Annotated in this window: 23 protein-coding genes; 1 reads left to right on the forward strand and 22 read right to left on the reverse strand. The window is 40.9% G+C overall.

The window, feature by feature from the left end; translation table 11 throughout:
* The first annotated feature begins 240 nt into the window (after positions 1–240).
* Positions 241–906: a M50 family metallopeptidase gene (locus ACOYVE_RS06630; RefSeq protein WP_422881336.1), complete on the forward strand. Its 666-nt coding sequence runs from the start codon at positions 241–243 to the stop codon at positions 904–906.
* Position 907: 1 nt separating this feature from the next.
* On the opposite strand, the gene ACOYVE_RS06635 is transcribed toward ACOYVE_RS06630, so the two are convergent.
* The 22 genes from ACOYVE_RS06635 to ACOYVE_RS06740 all read right to left on the reverse strand — a co-directional run bounded on the left by ACOYVE_RS06635 (position 908) and on the right by ACOYVE_RS06740 (position 21,586).
* Positions 908–2,215 (reverse strand): MFS transporter, encoded by a 1,308-nt coding sequence (locus ACOYVE_RS06635; protein WP_422881338.1) that lies wholly within the window; start codon positions 2,213–2,215, stop codon positions 908–910.
* Positions 2,187–2,693: a transcription antitermination factor NusB gene (gene nusB, locus ACOYVE_RS06640; RefSeq protein ID WP_014854807.1), complete on the reverse strand. Its 507-nt coding sequence runs from the start codon at positions 2,691–2,693 to the stop codon at positions 2,187–2,189. Before nusB ends, ACOYVE_RS06635 begins: the two co-directional genes overlap by 29 nt.
* Before the next feature lie 77 nt (positions 2,694–2,770).
* A complete protein-coding gene (locus tag ACOYVE_RS06645) occupies positions 2,771–3,799 on the reverse strand; it encodes a YdcF family protein (protein WP_014854808.1) in 1,029 nt (342 codons plus the stop codon).
* Positions 3,796–4,593 carry an ABC transporter ATP-binding protein gene (locus ACOYVE_RS06650; RefSeq protein WP_014854809.1) on the reverse strand — a complete coding sequence of 266 codons (798 nt, stop codon included), beginning with the start codon at positions 4,591–4,593 and terminating at the stop codon, positions 3,796–3,798. The genes ACOYVE_RS06645 and ACOYVE_RS06650 overlap by 4 nt, the downstream gene beginning before the upstream one ends.
* Before the next feature lie 126 nt (positions 4,594–4,719).
* The gene (locus ACOYVE_RS06655) at positions 4,720–5,379 is read right to left on the reverse strand and encodes an energy transducer TonB (protein WP_014854810.1); all 660 of its coding nucleotides are present in this window, start codon (positions 5,377–5,379) and stop codon (positions 4,720–4,722) included.
* A 92-nt stretch (positions 5,380–5,471) separates the two neighbouring features.
* Positions 5,472–5,864 (reverse strand): VanZ family protein, encoded by a 393-nt coding sequence (locus ACOYVE_RS06660; RefSeq protein ID WP_041355661.1) that lies wholly within the window; start codon positions 5,862–5,864, stop codon positions 5,472–5,474.
* Positions 5,854–7,422 (reverse strand): bifunctional ADP-dependent NAD(P)H-hydrate dehydratase/NAD(P)H-hydrate epimerase, encoded by a 1,569-nt coding sequence (locus tag ACOYVE_RS06665; RefSeq protein ID WP_014854812.1) that lies wholly within the window; start codon positions 7,420–7,422, stop codon positions 5,854–5,856. Before ACOYVE_RS06665 ends, ACOYVE_RS06660 begins: the two co-directional genes overlap by 11 nt.
* Positions 7,423–7,426: 4 nt before the next feature.
* On the reverse strand, positions 7,427–8,857 hold the full coding sequence (locus tag ACOYVE_RS06670) for an NADH-quinone oxidoreductase subunit N (protein ID WP_041355663.1): 1,431 nt from the start codon (positions 8,855–8,857) through the stop codon (positions 7,427–7,429).
* 2 nt (positions 8,858–8,859) lie between these two features.
* Positions 8,860–9,225, reverse strand: a complete 366-nt coding sequence (locus ACOYVE_RS06675) for a hypothetical protein (RefSeq protein WP_014854814.1) — start codon at positions 9,223–9,225, stop codon at positions 8,860–8,862.
* A gap of 1 nt (position 9,226) precedes the next feature.
* The gene (locus tag ACOYVE_RS06680; RefSeq protein ID WP_014854815.1) at positions 9,227–10,591 is read right to left on the reverse strand and encodes a sodium:proton antiporter; all 1,365 of its coding nucleotides are present in this window, start codon (positions 10,589–10,591) and stop codon (positions 9,227–9,229) included.
* Between the two features lie 7 nt (positions 10,592–10,598).
* Positions 10,599–12,122, reverse strand: coding sequence for an NADH-quinone oxidoreductase subunit M (locus tag ACOYVE_RS06685; protein WP_422881341.1), 1,524 nt, complete (start codon positions 12,120–12,122; stop codon positions 10,599–10,601).
* 21 nt (positions 12,123–12,143) lie between these two features.
* Positions 12,144–14,084 (reverse strand): NADH-quinone oxidoreductase subunit L, encoded by a 1,941-nt coding sequence (gene nuoL, locus ACOYVE_RS06690; protein ID WP_014854817.1) that lies wholly within the window; start codon positions 14,082–14,084, stop codon positions 12,144–12,146.
* Positions 14,085–14,091: 7 nt separating this feature from the next.
* Positions 14,092–14,400: an NADH-quinone oxidoreductase subunit NuoK gene (nuoK, locus tag ACOYVE_RS06695; RefSeq protein ID WP_014854818.1), complete on the reverse strand. Its 309-nt coding sequence runs from the start codon at positions 14,398–14,400 to the stop codon at positions 14,092–14,094.
* A 20-nt stretch (positions 14,401–14,420) separates the two neighbouring features.
* Positions 14,421–14,930 (reverse strand): NADH-quinone oxidoreductase subunit J, encoded by a 510-nt coding sequence (locus ACOYVE_RS06700; protein ID WP_422881344.1) that lies wholly within the window; start codon positions 14,928–14,930, stop codon positions 14,421–14,423.
* Entirely contained in the window at positions 14,931–16,229 is a 1,299-nt protein-coding gene (gene asnS / locus ACOYVE_RS06705; protein ID WP_422881346.1) for an asparagine--tRNA ligase, read from the reverse strand.
* Positions 16,230–16,309: 80 nt separating this feature from the next.
* Entirely contained in the window at positions 16,310–17,866 is a 1,557-nt protein-coding gene (locus ACOYVE_RS06710) for an HD domain-containing protein (RefSeq protein WP_422881348.1), read from the reverse strand.
* Positions 17,856–18,947: a glycosyltransferase family 9 protein gene (locus ACOYVE_RS06715; protein ID WP_422881350.1), complete on the reverse strand. Its 1,092-nt coding sequence runs from the start codon at positions 18,945–18,947 to the stop codon at positions 17,856–17,858. The genes ACOYVE_RS06710 and ACOYVE_RS06715 overlap by 11 nt, the downstream gene beginning before the upstream one ends.
* The gene (locus ACOYVE_RS06720) at positions 18,947–19,159 is read right to left on the reverse strand and encodes a hypothetical protein (RefSeq protein WP_422881352.1); all 213 of its coding nucleotides are present in this window, start codon (positions 19,157–19,159) and stop codon (positions 18,947–18,949) included. The genes ACOYVE_RS06715 and ACOYVE_RS06720 overlap by 1 nt, the downstream gene beginning before the upstream one ends.
* Positions 19,152–19,802, reverse strand: coding sequence for a deoxynucleoside kinase (locus ACOYVE_RS06725; protein ID WP_422881353.1), 651 nt, complete (start codon positions 19,800–19,802; stop codon positions 19,152–19,154). Before ACOYVE_RS06725 ends, ACOYVE_RS06720 begins: the two co-directional genes overlap by 8 nt.
* A gap of 11 nt (positions 19,803–19,813) precedes the next feature.
* Positions 19,814–20,317, reverse strand: a complete 504-nt coding sequence (folK, locus tag ACOYVE_RS06730) for a 2-amino-4-hydroxy-6-hydroxymethyldihydropteridine diphosphokinase (protein WP_422881355.1) — start codon at positions 20,315–20,317, stop codon at positions 19,814–19,816.
* Entirely contained in the window at positions 20,307–20,675 is a 369-nt protein-coding gene (gene folB, locus ACOYVE_RS06735) for a dihydroneopterin aldolase (protein ID WP_014854825.1), read from the reverse strand. Before folB ends, folK begins: the two co-directional genes overlap by 11 nt.
* Positions 20,672–21,586, reverse strand: coding sequence for a DMT family transporter (locus ACOYVE_RS06740; RefSeq protein WP_014854826.1), 915 nt, complete (start codon positions 21,584–21,586; stop codon positions 20,672–20,674). Before ACOYVE_RS06740 ends, folB begins: the two co-directional genes overlap by 4 nt.
* Between the last annotated feature and the right edge of the window lies 1 nt (position 21,587).

Here is a 21,587-nt window from a genome sequence, read left to right on the forward strand (position 1 = left end):
ATTTTTTATGTTTTTTTATTTTTTCCTACAGGCTGCCACTCTGCCTCCGTCAGTCGACGGATGAGTTACGCCCGCTTATTTTTTATGTTTTTTATTTTTTTCTACAGGCTGCCACTCCGTCAGTCGACGGATAAAACAATTTTTCAATGAACTCAAATAATCTAATTTTTTAACCTATTATCAATTGCAAAATTATCAACAGTCAAATTCAGATTCAATATTTTTTTATAACTTTATATCATGAAAAATTTCAACAAGATAACGGAATTGATACTTATAACCGCCTCTCTTTTAACCATAGTCATATTATGGGATACTAAAATTATCTATCCAGTAAAACTTATGTTCATATTGTTTCATGAAGCTAGTCATGCGCTGGCGACCTTTCTCACAGGCGGGAAGATTGTCGGCATTGAATTGAACAATAATCTATCGGGAGGTTGCGTTGCAGAAGGCGGAAGCAATCTATTGATTGCGCTGAGCGGCTACCCCGGCAGCTTTTTGATTGCCGCCTTATTGTTTTTTTCGGCTTACAATAAAAAATTAAAACTTATCTCTGCGTTCGGAATACCGGCGGCTTTGGTTTTTATTGCGGCTAATTTCATTGAAGATACGGTAATGTCGATAATTATATTAATAATTGCTGCGGCTTTTTTTGTTATAGCGCGTTTTACTCCGGAAGCGTTAAATCGATTGTTTTTCAGAATTATCGGACTTACCGGATTGATTTTCGTGGCACTCGATCTTTTTGCTGATTCAACAGGGGAAAATTTAATCCGTTCCGACGTAGCTCTGTTGTCGCGTCAAAGCGGCATTCCCGAATTCGCCTGGATAGCTTTATGGCTTTTGATTTTTCTGGTTTTGTTTTGGTATATGGGCAAAAAAATTATTTTCAACAAAAACTGATTTATTTATCGCGAACCGCCCCGAGAAATAACAGACCAACCACAAAAAATATACCTATACTTAAAATGGCATATTTCTGATTCCCGGTCAGATAACTTGTAATCCCGAATACCAGAGGACCAAGTATAGCCGAACTTTTTCCGAAAAACGAGTAGAATCCGAAAAATTCAGTCTTCTTGTCGTAAGGAGTAAGTTTCGACATCAAACTACGACTTATCGATTGTGTTGCGCCCATAACCATACCTGCCAAAAGTCCAACCAAATAAAAATAACGGCTCAATAACAAATGCCCGTCTGATTCCGGACTCAAATTAAAGATCGACGCCGTTAATTCGATTAACGGCGAATCTACCGAACTCGTGAAATACGCCAGAAGAATCGTTGCAATCCAGATAGAAAGCGATATTACAAGAGACTTTTTTTGCCCGATCGAATCGGATATTATTCCGAAAATTACCGAGCCGATAATTGCCGTAGTTTGAACAATCATAAAAAAGACGATCAATTCTTTCATCGAAAACGACAACGTAGTACTGGCATAATTTCCCGAAAAATAGATAACCGTATTGACTCCTTCGATAAAAAAGAAGTATGAAACCAGAAAAAGAACAAGGTTTCGATAATTCTTCAGATTCTTCAATGTAGCCGTAACTCTGCCGAAACCGATTGCAAAATACGACTCATCGGCAGTCCTGCTCTTTCTCGAATCTTTCAGAAAGAGAAACAAAGGCATGGCAAAAATCAAAAAGACTAGAGCCGACAACGGAAAAGTTTCTTTTATCATTTCGCGTTCTATAAAAGGATAAACTACCAACAGAGTAGTAAACGAACCCAAATATCCCATTGCAAATCCGTATCCGCTTACTCTGCCATAGCTGCTTTCTTTAGTAATTTCCGGCAAAAAGGCGTCATAAAAAACCAATCCCGCTTCGAACCCGATATTTGCAAGAATGAAAAGGAGAAGTCCGGAAACCAAATCCCCGCTGCCGACGAAATAGAGCATGAAAGTGGACAAAATGCATAAAGCGGTAAAAAACAACAGGAATCTTTTTTTGCCCGCTGAATAATCGGCTATGGCGCCCAGCACAGGCGAGATTAGAGCGGTTATCAACATGGAAATACTTGTGCCGATGCTCCAATAGAAGTCTCCTACCGGCTCGCCGTTGGCAACTGTGTGTTTGAAATAGACCGCGTAAAGGAATGTGACTACAACTATCGAATATGACGTGTTTGCGAAGTCGAACAGAGTCCAGACAAAAATTCTGAATTTTTCATTATTTCTAAGATTCTTGATCGTCAATAGATTCATTTTTTTTAGACGATTTTGTAAGCGACTGGTCAATCAAGCCTCTGCCGCTTTTGTTCAACTTGCCGGACTCTTTCAAGTCGGATAGAATGGCGTCGAGGATTCCGTTAATAAATTTATTGCTGTTGGAAGTGGAAAAGTCCTTGGCGATTTCGATAATTTCATTAATTGTAACTTTCGGCGGGATGTCCGGGAAATAGAGCAACTCACAAATACCGATACGCAAAAGAATTCTGTCGATCAATGCAATTCTGTCCATTTCCCAATTAGCCACTTTTTCTTTAATTTTTTCGTCGAGTTCTTTTCTGTTAATGATCGTTTTTTCGATTAATTCTCTGGCAAAATCGATATCGGTTTGGACGGATAAATCCGACAGGAGCCCGTTTATAAGCGCTTCGAGACCTTCGCCGTTAAGTTCATAAGCATAAAGAACCTGAAGCGCTCTTTCGCGTAGAATTCTTCTTACTGATTTCTTATTCATTATATAAAAGACCGGATTTTTTAACACACAAATCTAAGATACTTGTCGGTAAAATGAAAATCGTTCGACAATTATTCTCAAATCGCAAATAGCCAAAAGAGAATAAGCGCAATGCCCTCCCTGAGCCGGTAATAAAACGCTCGGGAAAAAATCATTTTATAACCGGAAGGTATCAGGTCGGCTTTAATGCCGAAGAAGCCGCACGTTTGATTAATTCTTGGCAGATGAAATTTATCGGAAATAATTGCGAGATTTTCGGAATTACTGTTTGCATTCTTAATGTAATATAAATATTTAATCTGCTCCCGGGTAGCGCCCGATTTATCTTCTTTAATAATCGACCGTGTATCGACTCCGAGATTCAATAAAAAATGATAACCCGCATCGGCTTCGCTCAATTCGCCGGGCGCTTTTCCTCCGGTTAAAATAATTTTTTTAACGATACCGCTTCTGTATAAATCGAGAGTTTTTCTCAAACGCGCTTCGAAAATGGGACTGGGCGATTTTTTGTTCCATACCGCGGCGCCCGGAACCAACGCATAGTCGTATGTCTTCCCTTTGATTTCTTCCGGCGAAGCAGGATAGAACCAAACATAAAACAGACTGATTACAAAAAAGAGAGTCAGGAGAAGTAAAGTTCTGAAGAATGAGACCAAATAAACGGTTCTCTCTTTTGAAAGAGCCCTACTCCAGAGATAAATCATCATATAAAGTTGAAAGAAATACGAAATAAGAAACAACAGACCGACATGAATTTTTTTGATCTGGAAAGTGAAAAAATATTCTTCGGAAGTATACGAATCGAGCAGATTCAGCAAACCTGTATATTTGTCTATGAATATTAAAATCAATGGCGTTACCGATAGAATAAGCAGCAAATACAAAAGTATTCCTGAAAGATTTTTCGATTTCCTTTTGGCGGCAATTAAACCCGCAATTGTCAAAAACGTTACGATTATATTGAGCAGGTTCCCGAAAAAGTACGGGTTGTAGCCGACAGGATTTAATCCGTTATTCAGATATTTTAGCGTCGAAATAAATACAAAAAGCGCAATGACTGCGGCAATTAAGAAAGGCAAAGAAATTTGTTTTTTAGCCGGTTTCAATTCAATTTATCGGGTTTGACCAAAACATTTAAAATATCGTCCGTATATTTAATTACTTCCGCATTAACTTTAAATATTTCTCTGATATTTTTTTCGTTAAGCGCTTCGCTTTTTTTGCCGGATATTACGATTCTTCCGTTGACCATAAATGCAATATCGTCCGAATAAATGCCCGCCAGATTGAGATCGTGGGTAACCGTAAGAATAGTAATGCGCTTTTGTCTCCTGAGTTCGTTTAATATTCCGTAAATGCTAACCTGATGTTCAATATCGAGGTGCGCATTCGGTTCGTCGAGTAGTATAATCGAGGCGTCTTGCGCAACGGCTCTCGCAATCATTACCCGCTGCAATTCGCCGCCGGACAATTCATTGATCCCTTTATGTTTAATATGATCGATTTCAAATGTTTCGAGCGCGTGTTTAACGATCCGCCGGTCGTCTTCGTCTTCAAAACCCATAAAATTCATATAGGGCGTTCTTCCCATCATGACGGTTTCATATACGGAATACGGAAAGGCGGAGGTGATTTTTTGAGGAACATAAGCGACTGTTTTGGCCAGGTCTTTTCTTTTATAATTTTTAATGTCGACGCCGTTTATAAAGATACTTCCCCGGTCGGGTTTAATAAAACGAAGTATTAATTTCAGGAGGGTCGATTTTCCGCTTCCATTCGGTCCGAGCAAACTCAAAAAGGCGCCTTTATTAATTCCCCAGTCGTCTACCGAAAGTTTAAATTGATTGTACTCCTTACCGCTTTGGTAGCTAAAATAAAGGTTGTTAATTTTAATTATCAATTTAGTTTGCAGATAATTTATAAATATGCGGAGATAAAAAAATAAAGGGGCTTTCTAAAAAGTTTATTGAATTTCGGATTCTTCCGCCGCAGCGGAACAATTACTTTTTAGACAGCCCCAGAACTTTTATTGAAGCTTGAATACAACCGGAATGGATACCTGAACTTTTACCGGTTTGCCTCTTTGTCTGCCGGGTTTGAATTTGGTTTCCATTACGGCTTTGACTGCGGCCTCGTCGCATCCTGCTCCAATGCCTTTTATCACTTCCGCTTTAACCACGTTGCCGTTTTCGTCGACAAAAGCTTTAATATAAACTCTGCCCTGCACGCCGGCGCGTTTAGCTATTTCAGGATAAACAATTTTTTTCTGAATAGCTTCAATACCGCCTATCGGTTCGGGTTGTTCTTCAACTGCGACGAAGAATACAGCCTCTTCTTCTTCTTTGGCTTCTTCTTTCGGCGGCGGCGGAGGAGCCGCTGTTACCTGCTCGTTAATATCAAGCTCGGTTTCGCCAATTTCAATATCCTCCAGTACATCTTCGGACGGAGCTTCGATCGGAATTGGCGGCTTTGGCGGCGGAGGAGGAGCCGTTTCCTGTTTTGTATTAACCACATCCTCAACGTTTACCAATTCTTGCGCCGCTTCAAGTTTTACGACCTCTTTTTTCATCTGCGGGAAAAACTTGAAGGCAAGAATTATAACAGCCAGAGAGATAATAATACTAATTTCGAAAACCCTCTGATACTGTCTTTTAAGATCTGCTTTTGGATTTTTCTTTAAAGCCACAATTTATCTCCTATTTACACATTTAGCCTTAGCAAACTTAAAAAATTGAGAGTGAATAGTCAATTTGTTTCTCTTGTTTTACCCTTCATATTTTATATTGTTTCAATTCTTTTTACATTTTTTAAAAATTTATACACAATCAGCGCCCCTAACGCGCCGCCCGCAATATCAAAAATCAAATCGAATATATCGCAATACCTGCCCGGAATGAATGCCTGATGAATTTCGTCCAGCGAGGCATAGATAATAATAAACCAGAGAGTTATTTTGAGCGGCATTCGTGAAAATTTAGGAATTTTACGCTGGAAATGCAGTGTAAGCTCCAACATCATCGACAGAATAAGATACGCGATGAAATGCTGAATCTTATCTTGCCAAACGAATATCTGAGGCAATTTATCGGCGGGAATGGTTGTAAGCGAAAATAATAAGAGCCAATATATTACAAGCGGAATATAAACGTATCGACGCGGATTAGTCCTCAATATCCGGTAAAAAAGTATCAATAATGAATTTGATTGCATAAGGAATTTTTTCCATTAAATCATTCGCGGTAAAACCGTAAATTGTTTTTTCTTCGGCTAACAAATCAGCGGCAAGGCTGTGTAGATAAACGCCCGAAATTGCAGAAGCTTCGTTATTACCCGATTGAGCCAGAAACGAAGAGATTACTCCCGTCAGTACGTCGCCTGTACCGAATTTTGCCATCCCCTGATTTCCGGTTGTATTAACGAACACCTCGCCGGCAGGATTGAAAATTAATGTAGGCGCGCCTTTCAATACCAGATGACATTTGTTTTTAGCGGCAAATTTTTTTGCATGCGGAATTGGATTTACTTTCAGATCCTCGACCGCAATACCGATGAGATTGGCAAATTCACCTAAATGCGGCGTTAATATCGAATTCTTTAGATATTGCTTCGAATTTGCCAGGGCAAAAATTGCATCTGCATCGATAACGAATTTTTTCCCGTTATTCTTTTTAAGAATATTTATTACTGCGTTAATTGTATCCTTGTCTCGTCCGAGTCCGGGTCCGATTGCAATTGTATCCGCCCAACAAATTTTTTCTTCGAGTTGAGAGGTCGCCTCTTCCGTTAAGAACCCCTTGCCATTATCATTATATGAAATTACTACTGCGGAACCGATTTTTGTCCGTACCGTCTCCGAAATTGAATCGGGCACAGCCAGAATAACCGCGCCAGCGCCCGCTCTTAATGCGGTTTCCGCAGCCAAGATAGCGGCTCCGGGCAAATTTCTTGAACCGGCTATTAGCAATACCTTCCCCGCCGAATATTTGTGGAGATCGGGCTCTTTGAGCGGAATATTCACGAAAGCGTCTTCCGGTTCGATTAAATAAGTATCTGTTTCCAACCGATTATAATATTCCGAACCGATTCCAATGGAACCTTTTACAACTTTACCGCAGTGAGTATAACCTTTACCGTAAAAAAGTCCCGTTTTGTATTCGGAAAGCGTAACGGTCAAATCGGCTTCGAATACAACGTCTCCGTACCCCGTATCAACATCCAGTCCCGTCGGTAAGTCCACTGCGACTTTAAATGCGTCAATTGAGTTTAATTTTTCAACGATAGATTTATAGGGCTCTCTTAATTCGCCTTTGCTACCCGTGCCCAGTATTGAATCGACGATTACATCCGCATTTTTTAATATTGAAAGGTCGTTTAGCCTTTTGTACTTAATTAATTTTGAATCGGGATAATATTTAATGAGATTTCTCAGCGCCCTAAAATTTACAAGAGCGTCGCCTTTTAATTCTTTGTCGTCGGCAAGAGCAATAACAATTACTTTGTATCCGTTAATCAAAAGATGGCGCGCAAGGGCAAATCCGTCGCCCCCGTTATTTCCTTTCCCGGAGACTACGCCGAATGTAGTATTTTCAGAGAGGGGTAAATTTAATTTAATCTGCTCAAAGATGCTCCTGGCCGCATTTTCCATTAAGACCAAGCCCGGCAAACCGAGCTTCGCAATTGCAAATTCATCGGCACTACGGACTTGTCGCGATGTAAATAAAGGAATCATAACTTCAACCGACGGCTATGCTGATAACTCTTAACAGCAGGTCGGGAAACAGTCCGAATATCAAAACAAAAAGAGCTGAAATTATTATTGCAGACAAACTGTATGGACTAACGTTTATGGTTAAATCTTTTTGGGGCTCTTTGAAGTAAATATATACGACGACTTTAAGATAAAAATAGACGCTGATTACGCTCGACAATACGCCGACAATTGCAAGCCAGGTAAGTCCTCCTTCGATTGCTCCCAGGAATACATAATACTTTCCGAAGAACCCGGCGAGAGGGGGAATTCCCGCCAGGGCAAACATAAAGAGCGACATAACTGCGGCGAGGAACGGACTGCGCGAATTCAAGCCGGCATACGAATCGATGTCCAGGTTGGCATCCGACTCGCCTTCAATGACCGATATAATCGCAAAGGCTCCGATATTCATAAATGTATATGCGGCAAGATAAAAAATAATGCCGCTGATACTTTCGACGTTGTTTGCCGCAAGACCTATCGACATATACCCCGCATGAGCAATCGACGAATATGCCAAAAGTCTTTTCAAATTGCTTTGAGACAACGCAATGACGCTTCCCGCTACCATGGACAAAGTAGCTATAACTGCAAAATACGGTTGCAGCACATTATTCCCGTTTACCGGAGACGATAAAGCCAATAAGATAATAAGAACGCCGAAGGCTGCGGTTTTACCTGCGGTGGACATTAATCCCGTAACTGTAGTCGCAGCTCCCTGATAAACGTCGGGCACCCACATATGGAAGGGAACAGCCGCAATCTTAAAACTGAAACCGACTACCAAAAGCAACACGCCCGTCCAGAATACAATATTACCCTGCATCGATACGATATTATCCACTATTGTAAAAATGCCCGTAGTTTGAGTAGCGCCGTAAACGAGAGCCAATCCGTACAAAATAAATCCCGAAGCAAAAGCGCCGAGGAGAAAATATTTTAACGAGGCTTCATTTGCGGTTAATTTTTTTCTGTTAATTCCGGCAAGAATATAAAAACAAATCGACATCAGTTCGAGACCCATAAAGATCATCAGCAAATCCTGAGTGCTTGCCATTACCATCATTCCTAGTACGGAGGATTGTATCAATATATAATACTCGCCGTAATAAGTGCCGTATTTTTTCAGATAATCGGCGGAAGCTAGCACAACAAGCATTGCAGCTACATTAAAAATAAAATTAAATATGGCGGATATTCCCCCGGCTTCTATCATACCGCCGAACAGCAGCGCACGCTCGTTAATATTCCAGAGAGAAATAATACCAGCAGCCAAAAAAGCGATAGCGGAGAACCAGGGTAAAATTTCCTCGCTGCGTTTGAAATAAATTTCTATTAAAACCGATATTAATATTGTAACTCCCATCAGAATGAAGGGAATCAACATTAAATATTCTTGATTACTTGTAGGCATAATTACTCTATAAACAATATGTCTTCGTTAGTTTCTTCGATAATTAACTTATGATTTTCTTTAATGTGCAGAGCCAATTTTCTGTGATTCTCAAAATCGAAAATATCTTTCCCCTCCTCTACTACCACTAATTTAATGGTTTCATACTCCGTTACAACCTCTTCGAGATTCGGATATTCGAAAAAATAAATTTCGGTAAAATTATCATACTTGTTGTAACAGGCTTCTTTTCGTTGGCTGCTGAAATCCATTATTATGTCGTTTTCCACGACGGCTTTGAGTATGTCCGCTTTGAAAGGAAGGAGCACTCTATTGCCGTAATGAAGTCCGTTAATATTATTTTTTAAAACCTCGTCTAATGTTCTCATATTAACCTCTGCCATAATAAACAATAAACCATAAAATAGTAAATAAAGGCAATAAAATCGGGATTGAATATTTAATCAAATAACCGAAGAAACTCGGCATTTTAATACCGGCTCTTTCGCAAATCGATTTAACCATAAAATTGGGACCGTTGCCGATATAAGTCATTGCTCCGAAGAATACCGCCGCCACCGAAATTGCCTGAAGGTATAACGGATGCAACCACGCAAATTCGCTCACCTGTTCTTTTATCGTCACATCCATGCCGTATTTACCCAATGCGGCGCTGAGGAAATTCAGAAACGTGGGAGCGTTATCTAAAAACGCAGACAACGAACCCGTAGCCCAATAGAATATTCCGGCGTTCAATTGCTCGCCGTAGACCTTTGCTTCGTATGAAATTAATTGAAGGGCGGGTATCATGGTTGCAAATATTCCGATAAACAGATACGCCACTTCTCTGATAGGTTCGAAATTAAATTCGTTTTTCTCGAGTATTTCCTTATCGGCATTTTTGTAAGAAAGGTAAACTACAGTAAACATAATGATTTCTCTTACACCGATCGGAAGCGGAGCCAAAGAAGGCACCCAGCTAAAAATACCGGGGTCGAGAAATACTGAGATTAAAATAACCAGTAAATAGATAAGATTCTTGGTGCCCTTGATTTCAATCTTACCGGTATAATCCGTATCGGTTTCCGGCTCTTTGTTTCTAGAATCGATAACGTAAAAAATCGCCATCAATACAATCAATGTGGGCAGCCATAAATACCAGAGATGTTCTACGAACCAGAAGAAATCTACCCCTCTCAAAAATCCGAGAAACAACGGAGGGTCGCCGATCGGAGTTAATGCTCCTCCGATGTTGCTAACCGAAAAAATAAAGAAAATTATGTGATACGGCTTAATCCTGTTCTTATTAATACGAATATAAGGACGTATCAAAAGCATCGATGCGCCGGTTGTACCGATGATATTTGCAATAACAGAGCCGAACAAAAGCACGAAGATATTGAGCAACGGCGTCGATTTTTTGTCTATCTTAATAAGAATTCCGCCGGAAGCCACAAACAGCGAGGCCAATAAAGCAATAAATGAAATATATTCGGCGGCAGTGTGCAACAAAGTATGAGTATCGTTTAACAATACCAAATAATAAAACGTGGTTATGCTTCCCAATGCAATTGCTATCTTAGGATAATTCTTTTCCCAGAAGTGATGATAAAAAAGTGGACCCGTAGCAATCATAATCAACAAGACCGCAAACGGAATTACCATCCAGGGATTTGGCAGCGCGTGAGCGGCTTCGCCTCCGGAGGCAAAAATATCTTTCGATAAAAACGCCAATAGTAATACTAATTTTTTCATCTTTTCCCTATTTAATTAATGGTACGTATTCTGCAATCTGATTCAACAATGAATCGACCGAAGACTGCGTCATGTGTAAAAATGTCGAAGGATAAACTCCAATCCATACTATAAAAATGAGAATTGGAATAAGCACAATCATTTCGCGTTGATTTAAATCCGTAAGCTGTTCTTTCAAAACGGGATTCTTTACTTCGCCAAAAACAACTCTTTGATACATCCACAACAAATAAACCGCCGCAAATATTACTCCCGTTGCGGCAAATACCACATACCACCAGCTGCCGAGAACTTCCGATTTAAATGCGCCGAGCAGAATTAAGAACTCGCCGATGAAACCGTTTAAACCGGGCAGTCCGATTGAAGAAAGGGAAACTATCATCAATATTGTAGAATAGAGCGGCACGATTCTGGCAATTCCTCCATAGTATGCAATGTCTCTTCTGTGAGTTCTCTCATAAATTGCGCCTACCAGCAAGAACAAAGCGCCTGTCGAAAGCCCATGGTTAACCATCTGAATAACGGCTCCCTGCAGCGCTTCGGAGTTAAACGCAAATATTCCAAGCACTACAAATCCGAGGTGGGATACCGACGAATAAGCCACCAATTTTTTCATATCGGGCTGCACCATTGCGACCAACGCGCCGTAGATAATACCTATGACGGCAAGCGCTGAAATTATAGGCGCGTATTGGACGGCAGACTGAGGAAATAAGGGGAGATTGAAACGCACCAATCCGTATGTTCCCATTTTCAAAAGAACTCCCGCCAGTATTACAGAACCTGCAGTAGGAGCTTCGACGTGCGCATCGGGCAACCAGGTATGCAACGGAAACAAAGGAACTTTTATTGCAAAACTTAAAAAGAACGCCAGAAACATCCAGTTCTGAATGTCGCGGGTTATAGTCGGAGCCACTTTATAAAGTTCGAGCAGATTTGTGCTGAAGGCGCCCGTTTGATTGGCGGCATAAACAGCCAGCCAGATAATTGCAACCAGCATCAATAAGCTTCCGAACATCGTATAAAGGAAAAACTTCACGGAAGCGTAAATTCTTCGCTCCCCTCCCCAAATACCGATAATAAAATACATCGGGATAAGCATTGCTTCCCAGAAGATATAAAACAGAAATAAGTCGAGCGAAATAAAAACTCCCAACATTCCGGCTTCGAGAAGCAACATTGAAAACGTAAACATTTTGACGTTCTTATCGATGGCTTTCCACGTGGAAAGCAAAGTAAGAGGAGTTAAAAATGTTGTCAGCAATACAAGTATTAAAGAAATTCCGTCGACTCCCACAAAATAGCTGACATTCAAACTTTCAATCCAAAGGGTTTGATGCGTAAATTGGAATCCCGGAGAAGCCGAATTAAATCCCGCATAAACTACGAGAGAAATAACAAATGCAATTAAAGAGATAAATAATCCCGTCCACTTAATGAACTTCTCGTTATCCTTTTTTAAAAAGAGCACCAAAATACTGCCGATAATCGGTGTGAATAATAAGTATGTTAATATATTACTGGATTCCATAATCTATACGTTTTGTGTTATTTACAAACTCAGAATCAGCCAAAGGAGCGCAATGGCGATTCCCATCATCATTATAAATGCATAAAATTGCACGAAACCGTTTTGTATTTTTCTGATTACACCCGACAGACCGCCGATAAGACGAGCCGTCCCGTTTACGACTCCGTCAATAACGGCTGCGTCGGTAAATTTCCAAAGAATTTTTTCGGAGCCTTTTTGAATCGGTTGAACTACTGCGGCTTCGTATAATTCGTCCACATAATATTTATTCAATAATATTCTGTAAAGAGCGGCAAACTTTTCCGACGCCTTACGGGCAATTTCAGGTTTTTTAGTATAGATATACAAAGCGGCGTAAATGCCAGTCAATGCGAGGGCTACCGAAATAGCCATCAGCAATATTTCTTCGAAGTGCGTATGGAAACCGTAAATCGACAATTTTTCCATTGCCGGTTGATACACAGGCTCAAGCCATACTTCGAAGAGATTTCCATGTTCGCCGGAAAATACTTCAGGTATTCCGATATAGCCGCCGACCACCGACAGAAACGCAAGAATCATCAAAGGAATCGTCATTACCGCTGGAGATTCATGCGGATGAACTTCGTTATGATTAAATCTCTCTTTGCCCAGAAACGTCAGCGAGAATAGTCTGAAAATATAAAACGCCGTCAGCATTGCGGTTATTGCTCCGATAATCCAATAGAACAAACCGCCGTTTGCATAGGAATACCATAAGATTTCGTCTTTGCTGAAGAAACCGGAAAAACCCGGGAAACCTGCGATTGCAAGCGAAGCAATTAAAAACGTTACGTAGGTTTTTGGCATATACTTTTTAAGTCCGCCATAATGACGAATATCCTGGCGCTCGTGCATGCCGTGAATTACCGAGCCTGCGCCGAGGAACAAGAGAGCTTTGAAAAAAGCGTGCGTCATAACGTGAAATATAGAAGCTCCGAAAGCGCCGACGCCTGCGGCGAGAAACATATATCCTAACTGGCTGACAGTAGAATATGCCAATACTTTTTTAATGTCGTTTTGAACCAATCCGATTGTTGCTGCAAAAATGGCAGTAGCCAAACCGATTACCGCGACAACTGTCATGACAGCGGGGGCCGACGCAAAGATTATCGACGCTCGCGATACCATATAAACGCCGGCGGTAACCATTGTAGCGGCATGTATCAGCGCCGAGACGGGCGTAGGACCAGCCATCGCGTCAGGAAGCCAAACATAAAGCGGTATTTGAGCCGACTTGCCGGTAGCTCCGATAAACAAAAACAAAGCGATTAGACCGAAAGTAGTTTCCGATACCGGAAACGAAGCGGCTTTACTGAAAACTTCGTTGAATGTAAGCGAATCAAATGTATAGAAAATCAAGAACATACCGAGCAGAAAACCGAAGTCGCCGATTCTGTTTACAACGAACGCCTTTTTGGCGGCTTCGGATGTTGTGCCTTTCTCGAATTTCCTGTCGTACCAGAAGCCGATTAAAAGATATGAACAAAGACCGACGCCTTCCCATCCGAGGAATAAAAGCACGAAATTATCGGCGAGGATAAGATTCATCATAGCGAAAATGAATAAATTCAGATACGCAAAGAAACGCCAGAAGGCTTTGTCGCCGTGCATATAACCGATCGAATAAACATGAATCAAAAATCCGACTCCCGTTACAATCAAAGCCATGGTAAGAGAAAGCTGGTCTACCAGATAAGCGGCGTTAATTTTAAGACCCGCGACGGATATCCATGTAAATAATTCAACGGTATTAGACCTCTGGTCGGCGGGCAATCCGAGCGTTTCAATAAAAGCCATAACCGTAATAAAGAAACCGAGCCCGACGGCGCCGCTGCCGATTATACCGATTATCTTTTCATTTTTAATCTTTCTGCCGAAAAGTCCGTTAATCAGGAATCCGACAAACGGAAATACAACAGTTAAATAGATTAAGTCGATCATTAACACCTTACCATTTGAAAATATTGATTTCGTCTATATTGACCGTAAGTTTATTACGGAAGATCGCTATAATTATCGCCAGGCCCACGGCAGCTTCGGCTGCAGCCACTGTCATAACAAAAAACACAAACACCTGTCCGGCCGGATTTCCTAAATACGAAGAAAATGTAACCAGCGCCAAATTTGCAGAATTAAGCATCAATTCGATACACATAAAAACAACAATTGCATTCCTGCGTAAAAGCACGCCCGTAACTCCTACGGTAAACATAAAGGCGCTTAAAACCAGATAATATTCCATTGGTATATTTGTCATTACAACGGCTCCGTCGGAATTTATTCAAATTTTCTTTTTGCCAAAATCAAAGCTCCGATTGTGGCTGCCAACAGCATAAAGCCCGCCACTTCGAACGGGATAATATAATTAGTATAGAGTTCCCTGCCGATCGACTGGATCGTTCCAATTTCCACGCTTTTCATTACATCGGGCGACGCGTTTCTCGATGGCGCGCCGTATAATATTATGTATGCCACCTGGAGAAATACGAATATCGAAATACCGATTGCAAAATATTTTAACAATTTCTTTTCGCTGAAGATCTTAGCTTCGCTGTCGGTGCGCAACAGCATTATTACGAAAAGGAAGAGCACCATAATCGCGCCGGCGTAGACGATAATTTGAGCGACGGCAATAAATTGCGCGTTGAGCAATAAATAGAGCCCTGCCAGCGCAAAGAAATTAAGAATAAGAAAGAGAGCGCTTATTACCGCATTTCTCCTTGTGATCATCATTATTGACGAAACTGCCGCAATCAGCGCCAGAATAATAAAAAGTGCTAATTCCATTTACGGTGTATTCCTGTAAATCATTCTGGGAAATGGTATTGCTTCTCTTAAATGCTCCAGTCCGCAAATCCAGCTAACGGTTCTTTCCAAACCGAGTCCGAAACCCGAGTGCGGAACCGAACCGTATCTGCGCAAGTCAAGATACCATTCGAAAAATTCCTGAGGCAGATTATGTTCTTTTATTCTGGAAATGAGCGTGTAGTAGTCGTCTTCTCTCTGGCTGCCTCCGATAATTTCCCCGTAGCCTTCTGGCGCAAGCACGTCGACGGCAAGAGCAAGATTAGGATTCTCGGGGTCTCTTTTCATGTAAAACGCTTTTACTTCCGCAGGATATCTGTGAACCATTACAGGGCGGTCAAATTGCTCGGAAATAATAGTTTCGTCGGCGCCTCCAAAATCGTCTCCCCATTTGAAATCGACGCCGTTTTTCTTCAGAATTTCGACCGCCTCGTCGTACGTAATTCTCGGGAAGGGCCGCATTACTTTTTCGAGTTTCGAAGTATCGCGTTCGAGCTCTTTCAGTTCTTCTTTTCTGTCTTCCAAAACCGTTTGAACTATATATTCCAGAAACTCCTCAGCCAGGTCCATATTATCGTTCAAGTCGTAAAAAGCCATTTCTGGTTCGACCATCCAGAACTCGGTAAGGTGTCTCCTGGTTTTCGATTTTTCCGCTCTGAAGGTAGGCCCGAAAGTATAAACTTTTCCGAGAGCCAGCGCTCCGCTTTCGGCATACAGTTGTCCCGACTGCGTAAGGTAGGCTTTACCCAGATCGAAATAATCCATTTCGAAAAGGGTCGAAGTGCCTTCGCATGCATTCGGGGTTATAATCGGAGCGTCGAAAAGAGTGAATCCGTGCGAATCGAAAAAGTCTCGAATGGCTTTAACAACGCGATGTCTTATTTTAAGAATAGCCACCTGCTTTTTAGACCTTACCCACAAATGGCGGTGATCGATCAAAAATTCGATGCCGTGTTCTTTCGGGGTAATGGGGTATTCCTGCGAGAGTGAAATTAATTTCAGATCAGTAACGTCGAGTTCATAACCGCCAATTGCGCGCTTGTCTTCCCTTACTGCTCCTTTGACTTCAAAGGAAGATTCTTGCGTTATTTTGTCGGCTAATTCAAAAATTTCAGGAGAAACATTCCCTTTGAAAACTACGCACTGGAGATAGCCTGTGCCGTCTCTCATTATAAGGAATTTAATTTTTCCGCTGGAGCGTTTGTGGTAAAGCCAGCCTTTTAAGCTGACTTCCTTACCGACGTGCTCTCTTAAATCTTTAATATAAACAGAAGGTCTCATTATCTGGAAATTCTCGAAAAATTATAATCAAATATAATGAAGTGACTTATTATAATGCAAAAAAAGATGATTCTTTATGTTCATTGTTTTGCCAATTCGGTTAAAACCTTTTTGCCGAAAATTTCTTCGAACAGTTTTTTCCTCCGCTCCAGATTCCACAGTTCGATAACAGGTTTCATGCTTTTTTTATGTTTTACAGTGATTATTACCTTTTTAGGTTCTACCGAAGCAGATAGACGGCTTACAATTTTTTTGTGCGTTCTGTCGAAGGAATCGGCAATTCTGAGAATTGACGAAAGTTTTTTTATTATTTCCCTGGTCTGATCGTTTAATTTCATAAATTCGGAGTGACCAGGTTTGGGATGACTTTTTCTGTGATACCGCGCGGTGTGCGCTATAATTTCGATTTCATTTTCCGAAAACCCGAGCAACTCGCTGTTCTTAATTATATAATAGCTGTGATGATGGTGATTTGTATGCGAGATGTGATAACCGACGTCATGTAATATCGATGCGGCTTCGAGATATTCGCGGCATTCGGGTTTTAATTTATGAAGCGGAACGAGGTCGTCATAAAGCTCCAAAGCCAACCGCGATACATGAATGCAATGCTTTCTGTCGTATTCGCATTTTTCAGCCAGATGCATAACGGATTCTTTGCGTATGTCAGCCAAAACCGGCTTCGATTTTTCCGAGGCGCTTTTTTGTAAAGTATCGATGATTATGCCCTCCCGAAGAGCATATCCGGAAATTGTCATTTCGTTGATCCCGAGCAAGTCAAAAATTGTTTCGAGAATAATAACTCCGGCGGGAATAATATCGGCGCGTTTTTCGTCGAGCCCTTTTATCTTTTTTCTTTTTTCAGGCGTTTTTTTAGAAAGCGCTTCTTTTACGACCTCCTTCAATTCGTTTTTGGAAAAAGTAAAATTATTCAGGACGGCTGAGTCGCTCGTTTTTTTCTTCTTCGCATTAATCATAAATCCGCACGACATTATCGTGCCGGAAGAGCCGACAATTTTATCGACGCGGAATTGTTTCAAATGATTTGCCACGGGAAAAATTTCGCCTTCGACCCATCTTCTGCAGGCTTCGACTCGCGAAGGAGTGATCTTAAAATCAGGAAAAAACTTTTCAGATAATCTTACGGCTCCCAATTTCAAGCTAACCGAGAAATCGATATGCCCTTCAAAGCCCACGACAAATTCAGTGCTCCCGCCTCCTATATCCACCAACAACGTTCTGTTGTTATAAATTGGCAAAGCTTTTAAGGCTCCGAGATAAATCAAACGGGCTTCTTCGTGCCCGCTTACCACTTCAATCTCGACGCCGGTTTTCTGCCTTACTAATTCGATAAACTCGTTCCGGTTATGCGCTTCTCTTACGGCGCTTGTAGCGACAGCTCTAATAATTGCGTTATGCGAAGCCGCTATCTCTTTAAATCGAACCAGGCAATCTACGGCTCTTTTTATCGCCGCGGGCAATATCTTTTTGATATCCGTACTGCTGCCTTCGCCCAGACGAATAACTTCTTTTTCCCGGTCTATAATTTCAAAATTTCCTTTGTTCTTAATTTTAACTACAATAAGATGAAAAGAATTTGTGCCGATATCGATGGCGGCAAGATTTTTATTTAGCATGCTCTTTATCCCGTGAATTTAAAATCGAATTGCAAAGAGAAATAACTTCGTCGACGCCGATGTCCGAAACCAGGTCGGATTTTCTCAAGAAAAATTTATTATTGCCCAGCGGAGCCCAATTGAAAGGATTCGTCGGACCGAAGAGCGAAATTTGCGGGGTTTCGGTAGCCCCAGCTACATGCATAATCCCCGTATCGTTTGTAATAAAAAGATCGCTGATGGAAATCAAAGCGGCGATTTCCGGAATGCTCCTGTTAATAAAATACCCCGCTTCAAAATTGAGATTATCCCGGAGAAATTCAATTTCGTTCCTGTCGGCGGAGCTTCCCGTAATGTAAATTTTTGCCTTGAACTTTTCTTTTATGTATTTAATCAGCTCTAGAAAATTTTCCATCGGCCATCTGTTTTGAGGTTTTCCGGCTCCCACATGAAACCCCACTAATTTTTCGCCTTCGAGCTGTAAAGCAAAGTTACGCGCGAAGTCCATATCTTTTTGGTCGAATTCAATCCGGGATTTGAAATCCTTGGTCGAAACTTTAAACGGTCTGACAATATCGAGTATGAAATCCGAAACATGAGCGTCTGGGTTAACGCGCCAATCGAGATCAATCCCGTAATGAAACAAATACGATATATAATTTTCCTTTCCGTTCAACGACGCCGGACCTATCTTAATAGCGCTGTTCGAAAACGCAGCCAATATGCAACTGGTTTTCGATATTGCCACGGTTGCCGGCACAATCGCAACGTCGTATTTTTTTCGAAGAACGCGGAATAATTTTATAATGTAAAAAGGGTTGAATATTTTTTTCTTATCGAAAACGAAGAGTTTGTCGATAAATTTATTTTTCGTTACCGCATAAAAATTTTCCGGGCTTGCAATCAACGTTACTTCCGCCGTCGGGAACGATTCTTTTACCGCTCTGAAAAGCGAAACGCTCGCCAGCATGTCTCCGAGTTGATTATGCTGTCGAACAATCAAAATTCTTTTCGGCAAACCGAGATTAAAGTCGTTCAGACTTTCAACTGAGAAATATTTTTTCAGAAATGATTCGAAAGGATTTTTCTTTTGACGGGACATCAGGAATTATTGTTTTCTTTCGGTTTAATTTCTTCGAATTTCGCTTCTATTACGTCTTCTTTATTGATTTTATATTTTGAATTCTTTCCGGATTTCGGACTTTTATTTGGTTTTGAATCGTCCGATTTAAGCGCCCTGAAAACGGCTTTAATCAATCGGTAAATTATAGTCACCAAAAGTATCCATATAATAACTCTCAAAATACTAATCATTATTGCTTGCCTCCGGTTTGAAGTACTCTATAAAACCCCTGTCTTCTCTGAATATCTGTTCGTAGAGTTCGTCGAAATCTTTTTTGTTATAAACAAAGTCGATTTCCGATGTATTGACAATAAGAAGAGGAGTTTGACTGTATTTGAAAAAGAAATTATTGTATGCTTCCGCTAATTCCACGATGTATGCCCGGGTCAGGTGCTTTTCCATAGGCCTGGCGCGCTTTTTAATATTGTGCATCAGCCTGTCGATACTCGCCTGCAGAAAAATTACCAAATCCGGCTTGGGAATATCGCGCTCCAATAACGGAAAGATCGACTCGTAGAGTTTTAGCTCCTCGCCTTGCAAATTGAGATATGCAAATATCTTGTCTTTGTCGAAGATGTAATCGGATACGATATAACGGGCAAACAAATCCTGTTGATTTAGCTGCTGTTGCTGTTTGTAACGATTCACAAGAAAAAACATTTGAGTCTGGAACGCATATCGATGTCGGTCTTCGTAGAATTTTTCGAGGAAGGGATTTTCCTGGAATTCTTCGAGAATCAGATTGGCGTCGAGTTTTTCGGCAAGCATTTTTGCCAATGTGGTTTTGCCAGCCCCGATAACGCCTTCGATTGCTATATATCTGATATCCTGCACCGTTGAGCGCCTTATATTAAAGTTGAATCGAGTTTACCGATAATATATCGATCGAGATCGGAGAAATCAATTTCCCTCAGTTTTTTCTTATGACCCGGCGGAACGTAATCCGGCGCAATTTCCAATAACGGAACTATCACAAAATCCCTTTTGAAAACTTCCGGGTGAGGAATAATAATGTCGCCCGTGTCATAAACCAACGTGTTGAGGAAAAGAATGTCGAGGTCGATTTCGCGCGGACCCCATTTTACGTCGTCTTCCTTTCTACCCAAATCCTTTTCGATATTTTTCAAGAATTCAAACAAACCGATTACACCGAGACCCGTGTCGATTTCGATTACAGCGTTATAAAAATTCTCCTGGTTCGGATTTCCGTACGGCTTACTTTCGTATACCGAAGAGACGGCAAGCACTTTACAACTTTCGTGCTCTTTGATTTTTTTAACGGCTTCCCTCAAAGACTGAAGACGATTGCCTTTGTTCGAGCCGAGACCGATATAGATATTATCTACCATTTTCTTTAATTACCTCCGCTTCGACATAATCGATTACTCCGCCGACCGGAACGTGATGCTTCCTTACGCGTACTGCAATTTTCTTGATTGAAGGATATTTTTCCAATAATCCGTCGGCAATTATTGTAGCCAAAGTTTCAATCAAATATAATTTTTTTTGATGAACGAGACTATTGATGTATTTATATACTTCGTCGTAATTAATAGTAAGTTTCAAGTCGTCTTTTGCCGCGGCTTCCGAAAAATCGGTATAAATATCGACGTCGGCTTCGAATTTTCCGCCGATATTCTGTTCTTCCTTCAAAGCGCCGTGATAAGCATAGAAAACAGCGTTTCTTAATCGAATTATATTCGTCATATATTCACTCGGCTCCTCCGCATATGAAAATATTTAATTAACCCTTTAAAATTAGCAAATAATATACCGATAAGCACTAAAGAACTTCCCATAATTACTCTTTGTGAAAAATATTCGTCGAGGATCAACCACCCGAGAACAACGGCAATAATCGGCGTAATAAATGCGCTCAACGAAAGAATTACAACGTTCATTCTTTTCAGAAGCCAATAATAAGTTGTAAAAGTTACTACCGTTCCGAAGAAAGCAAGATATAGAATAGAGCCCACCGATTTAGCGTCGAAAATCCAGCGCGACGGAGTTTCAAATATAAACGCAATCGGAATCAATACGATTCCTGCAATTAACAGCGGTAGAAAATTCATCGACAGCGGATGCAGATGACCACCGTGTTTTTTCATCGCTACGGCTATAAAAGCCTGCATCATAGAACTTACGAGCACGGCTATCATTCCCCACAAATAATTTGTGATTTCGATATGGATATTTTCCGAAAAAATTATCACGATTCCGGCGAATCCCAGAGCTACGCCCGCCAGCTGACTCAAACCGACGCGGTTTTGCGGCATCATTAATCGCGAAAAGATTATCACGCCGAAAGGCATTATCGCAAACAATATCGAAGCAAGCCCGGAGGGTATGAACTGTTCAGCCCAGTAAACCAATCCGAACGGTATTATAAATGAAAAGAACGCCAGCATCAAATAAATTTTGACTGACTTTTTATCGACCTGTAATTCTACATCGTTGAATTTCATCAAAAAATAAATAAAACCGGACGCCAACAGGAATCGTATGCCCACCGAAATAATCGGGTCGATTGAATCGAGCCCCAGACGTATTGCCAGCCAGGTAGACCCCCAAATAATACAAATAAGAATATAACCGCCTGCCACTTTTAATTTTTCCAAA

This window comes from Melioribacter sp., from assembly GCF_049325435.1.
GTDB classification, from domain to species: domain Bacteria; phylum Bacteroidota; class Ignavibacteria; order Ignavibacteriales; family Melioribacteraceae; genus Melioribacter; species Melioribacter roseus.

What these genes read in the sequence shown, in the direction of transcription:
- ACOYVE_RS06630 (WP_422881336.1), top strand. Translation starts at nt 241, where the DNA reads ATGAAAAATTTCAACAAGATAACGGAATTGATACTTATAACCGCCTCT.
- ACOYVE_RS06635 (WP_422881338.1), bottom strand. Translation starts at nt 2,215, where the DNA reads ATGAATCTATTGACGATCAAGAATCTTAGAAATAATGAAAAATTCAGA.
- nusB (WP_014854807.1), bottom strand. Translation starts at nt 2,693, where the DNA reads ATGAATAAGAAATCAGTAAGAAGAATTCTACGCGAAAGAGCGCTTCAG.
- ACOYVE_RS06665 (WP_014854812.1), bottom strand. Translation starts at nt 7,422, where the DNA reads ATGATTCCTTTATTTACATCGCGACAAGTCCGTAGTGCCGATGAATTT.
- ACOYVE_RS06670 (WP_041355663.1), bottom strand. Translation starts at nt 8,857, where the DNA reads ATGCCTACAAGTAATCAAGAATATTTAATGTTGATTCCCTTCATTCTG.
- ACOYVE_RS06675 (WP_014854814.1), bottom strand. Translation starts at nt 9,225, where the DNA reads ATGAGAACATTAGACGAGGTTTTAAAAAATAATATTAACGGACTTCAT.
- ACOYVE_RS06680 (WP_014854815.1), bottom strand. Translation starts at nt 10,591, where the DNA reads ATGAAAAAATTAGTATTACTATTGGCGTTTTTATCGAAAGATATTTTT.
- ACOYVE_RS06685 (WP_422881341.1), bottom strand. Translation starts at nt 12,122, where the DNA reads ATGGAATCCAGTAATATATTAACATACTTATTATTCACACCGATTATC.
- nuoL (WP_014854817.1), bottom strand. Translation starts at nt 14,084, where the DNA reads ATGATCGACTTAATCTATTTAACTGTTGTATTTCCGTTTGTCGGATTC.
- nuoK (WP_014854818.1), bottom strand. Translation starts at nt 14,400, where the DNA reads ATGACAAATATACCAATGGAATATTATCTGGTTTTAAGCGCCTTTATG.
- ACOYVE_RS06700 (WP_422881344.1), bottom strand. Translation starts at nt 14,930, where the DNA reads ATGGAATTAGCACTTTTTATTATTCTGGCGCTGATTGCGGCAGTTTCG.
- asnS (WP_422881346.1), bottom strand. Translation starts at nt 16,229, where the DNA reads ATGAGACCTTCTGTTTATATTAAAGATTTAAGAGAGCACGTCGGTAAG.
- ACOYVE_RS06710 (WP_422881348.1), bottom strand. Translation starts at nt 17,866, where the DNA reads ATGCTAAATAAAAATCTTGCCGCCATCGATATCGGCACAAATTCTTTT.
- ACOYVE_RS06715 (WP_422881350.1), bottom strand. Translation starts at nt 18,947, where the DNA reads ATGTCCCGTCAAAAGAAAAATCCTTTCGAATCATTTCTGAAAAAATAT.
- ACOYVE_RS06720 (WP_422881352.1), bottom strand. Translation starts at nt 19,159, where the DNA reads ATGATTAGTATTTTGAGAGTTATTATATGGATACTTTTGGTGACTATA.
- folK (WP_422881355.1), bottom strand. Translation starts at nt 20,317, where the DNA reads ATGGTAGATAATATCTATATCGGTCTCGGCTCGAACAAAGGCAATCGT.
- folB (WP_014854825.1), bottom strand. Translation starts at nt 20,675, where the DNA reads ATGACGAATATAATTCGATTAAGAAACGCTGTTTTCTATGCTTATCAC.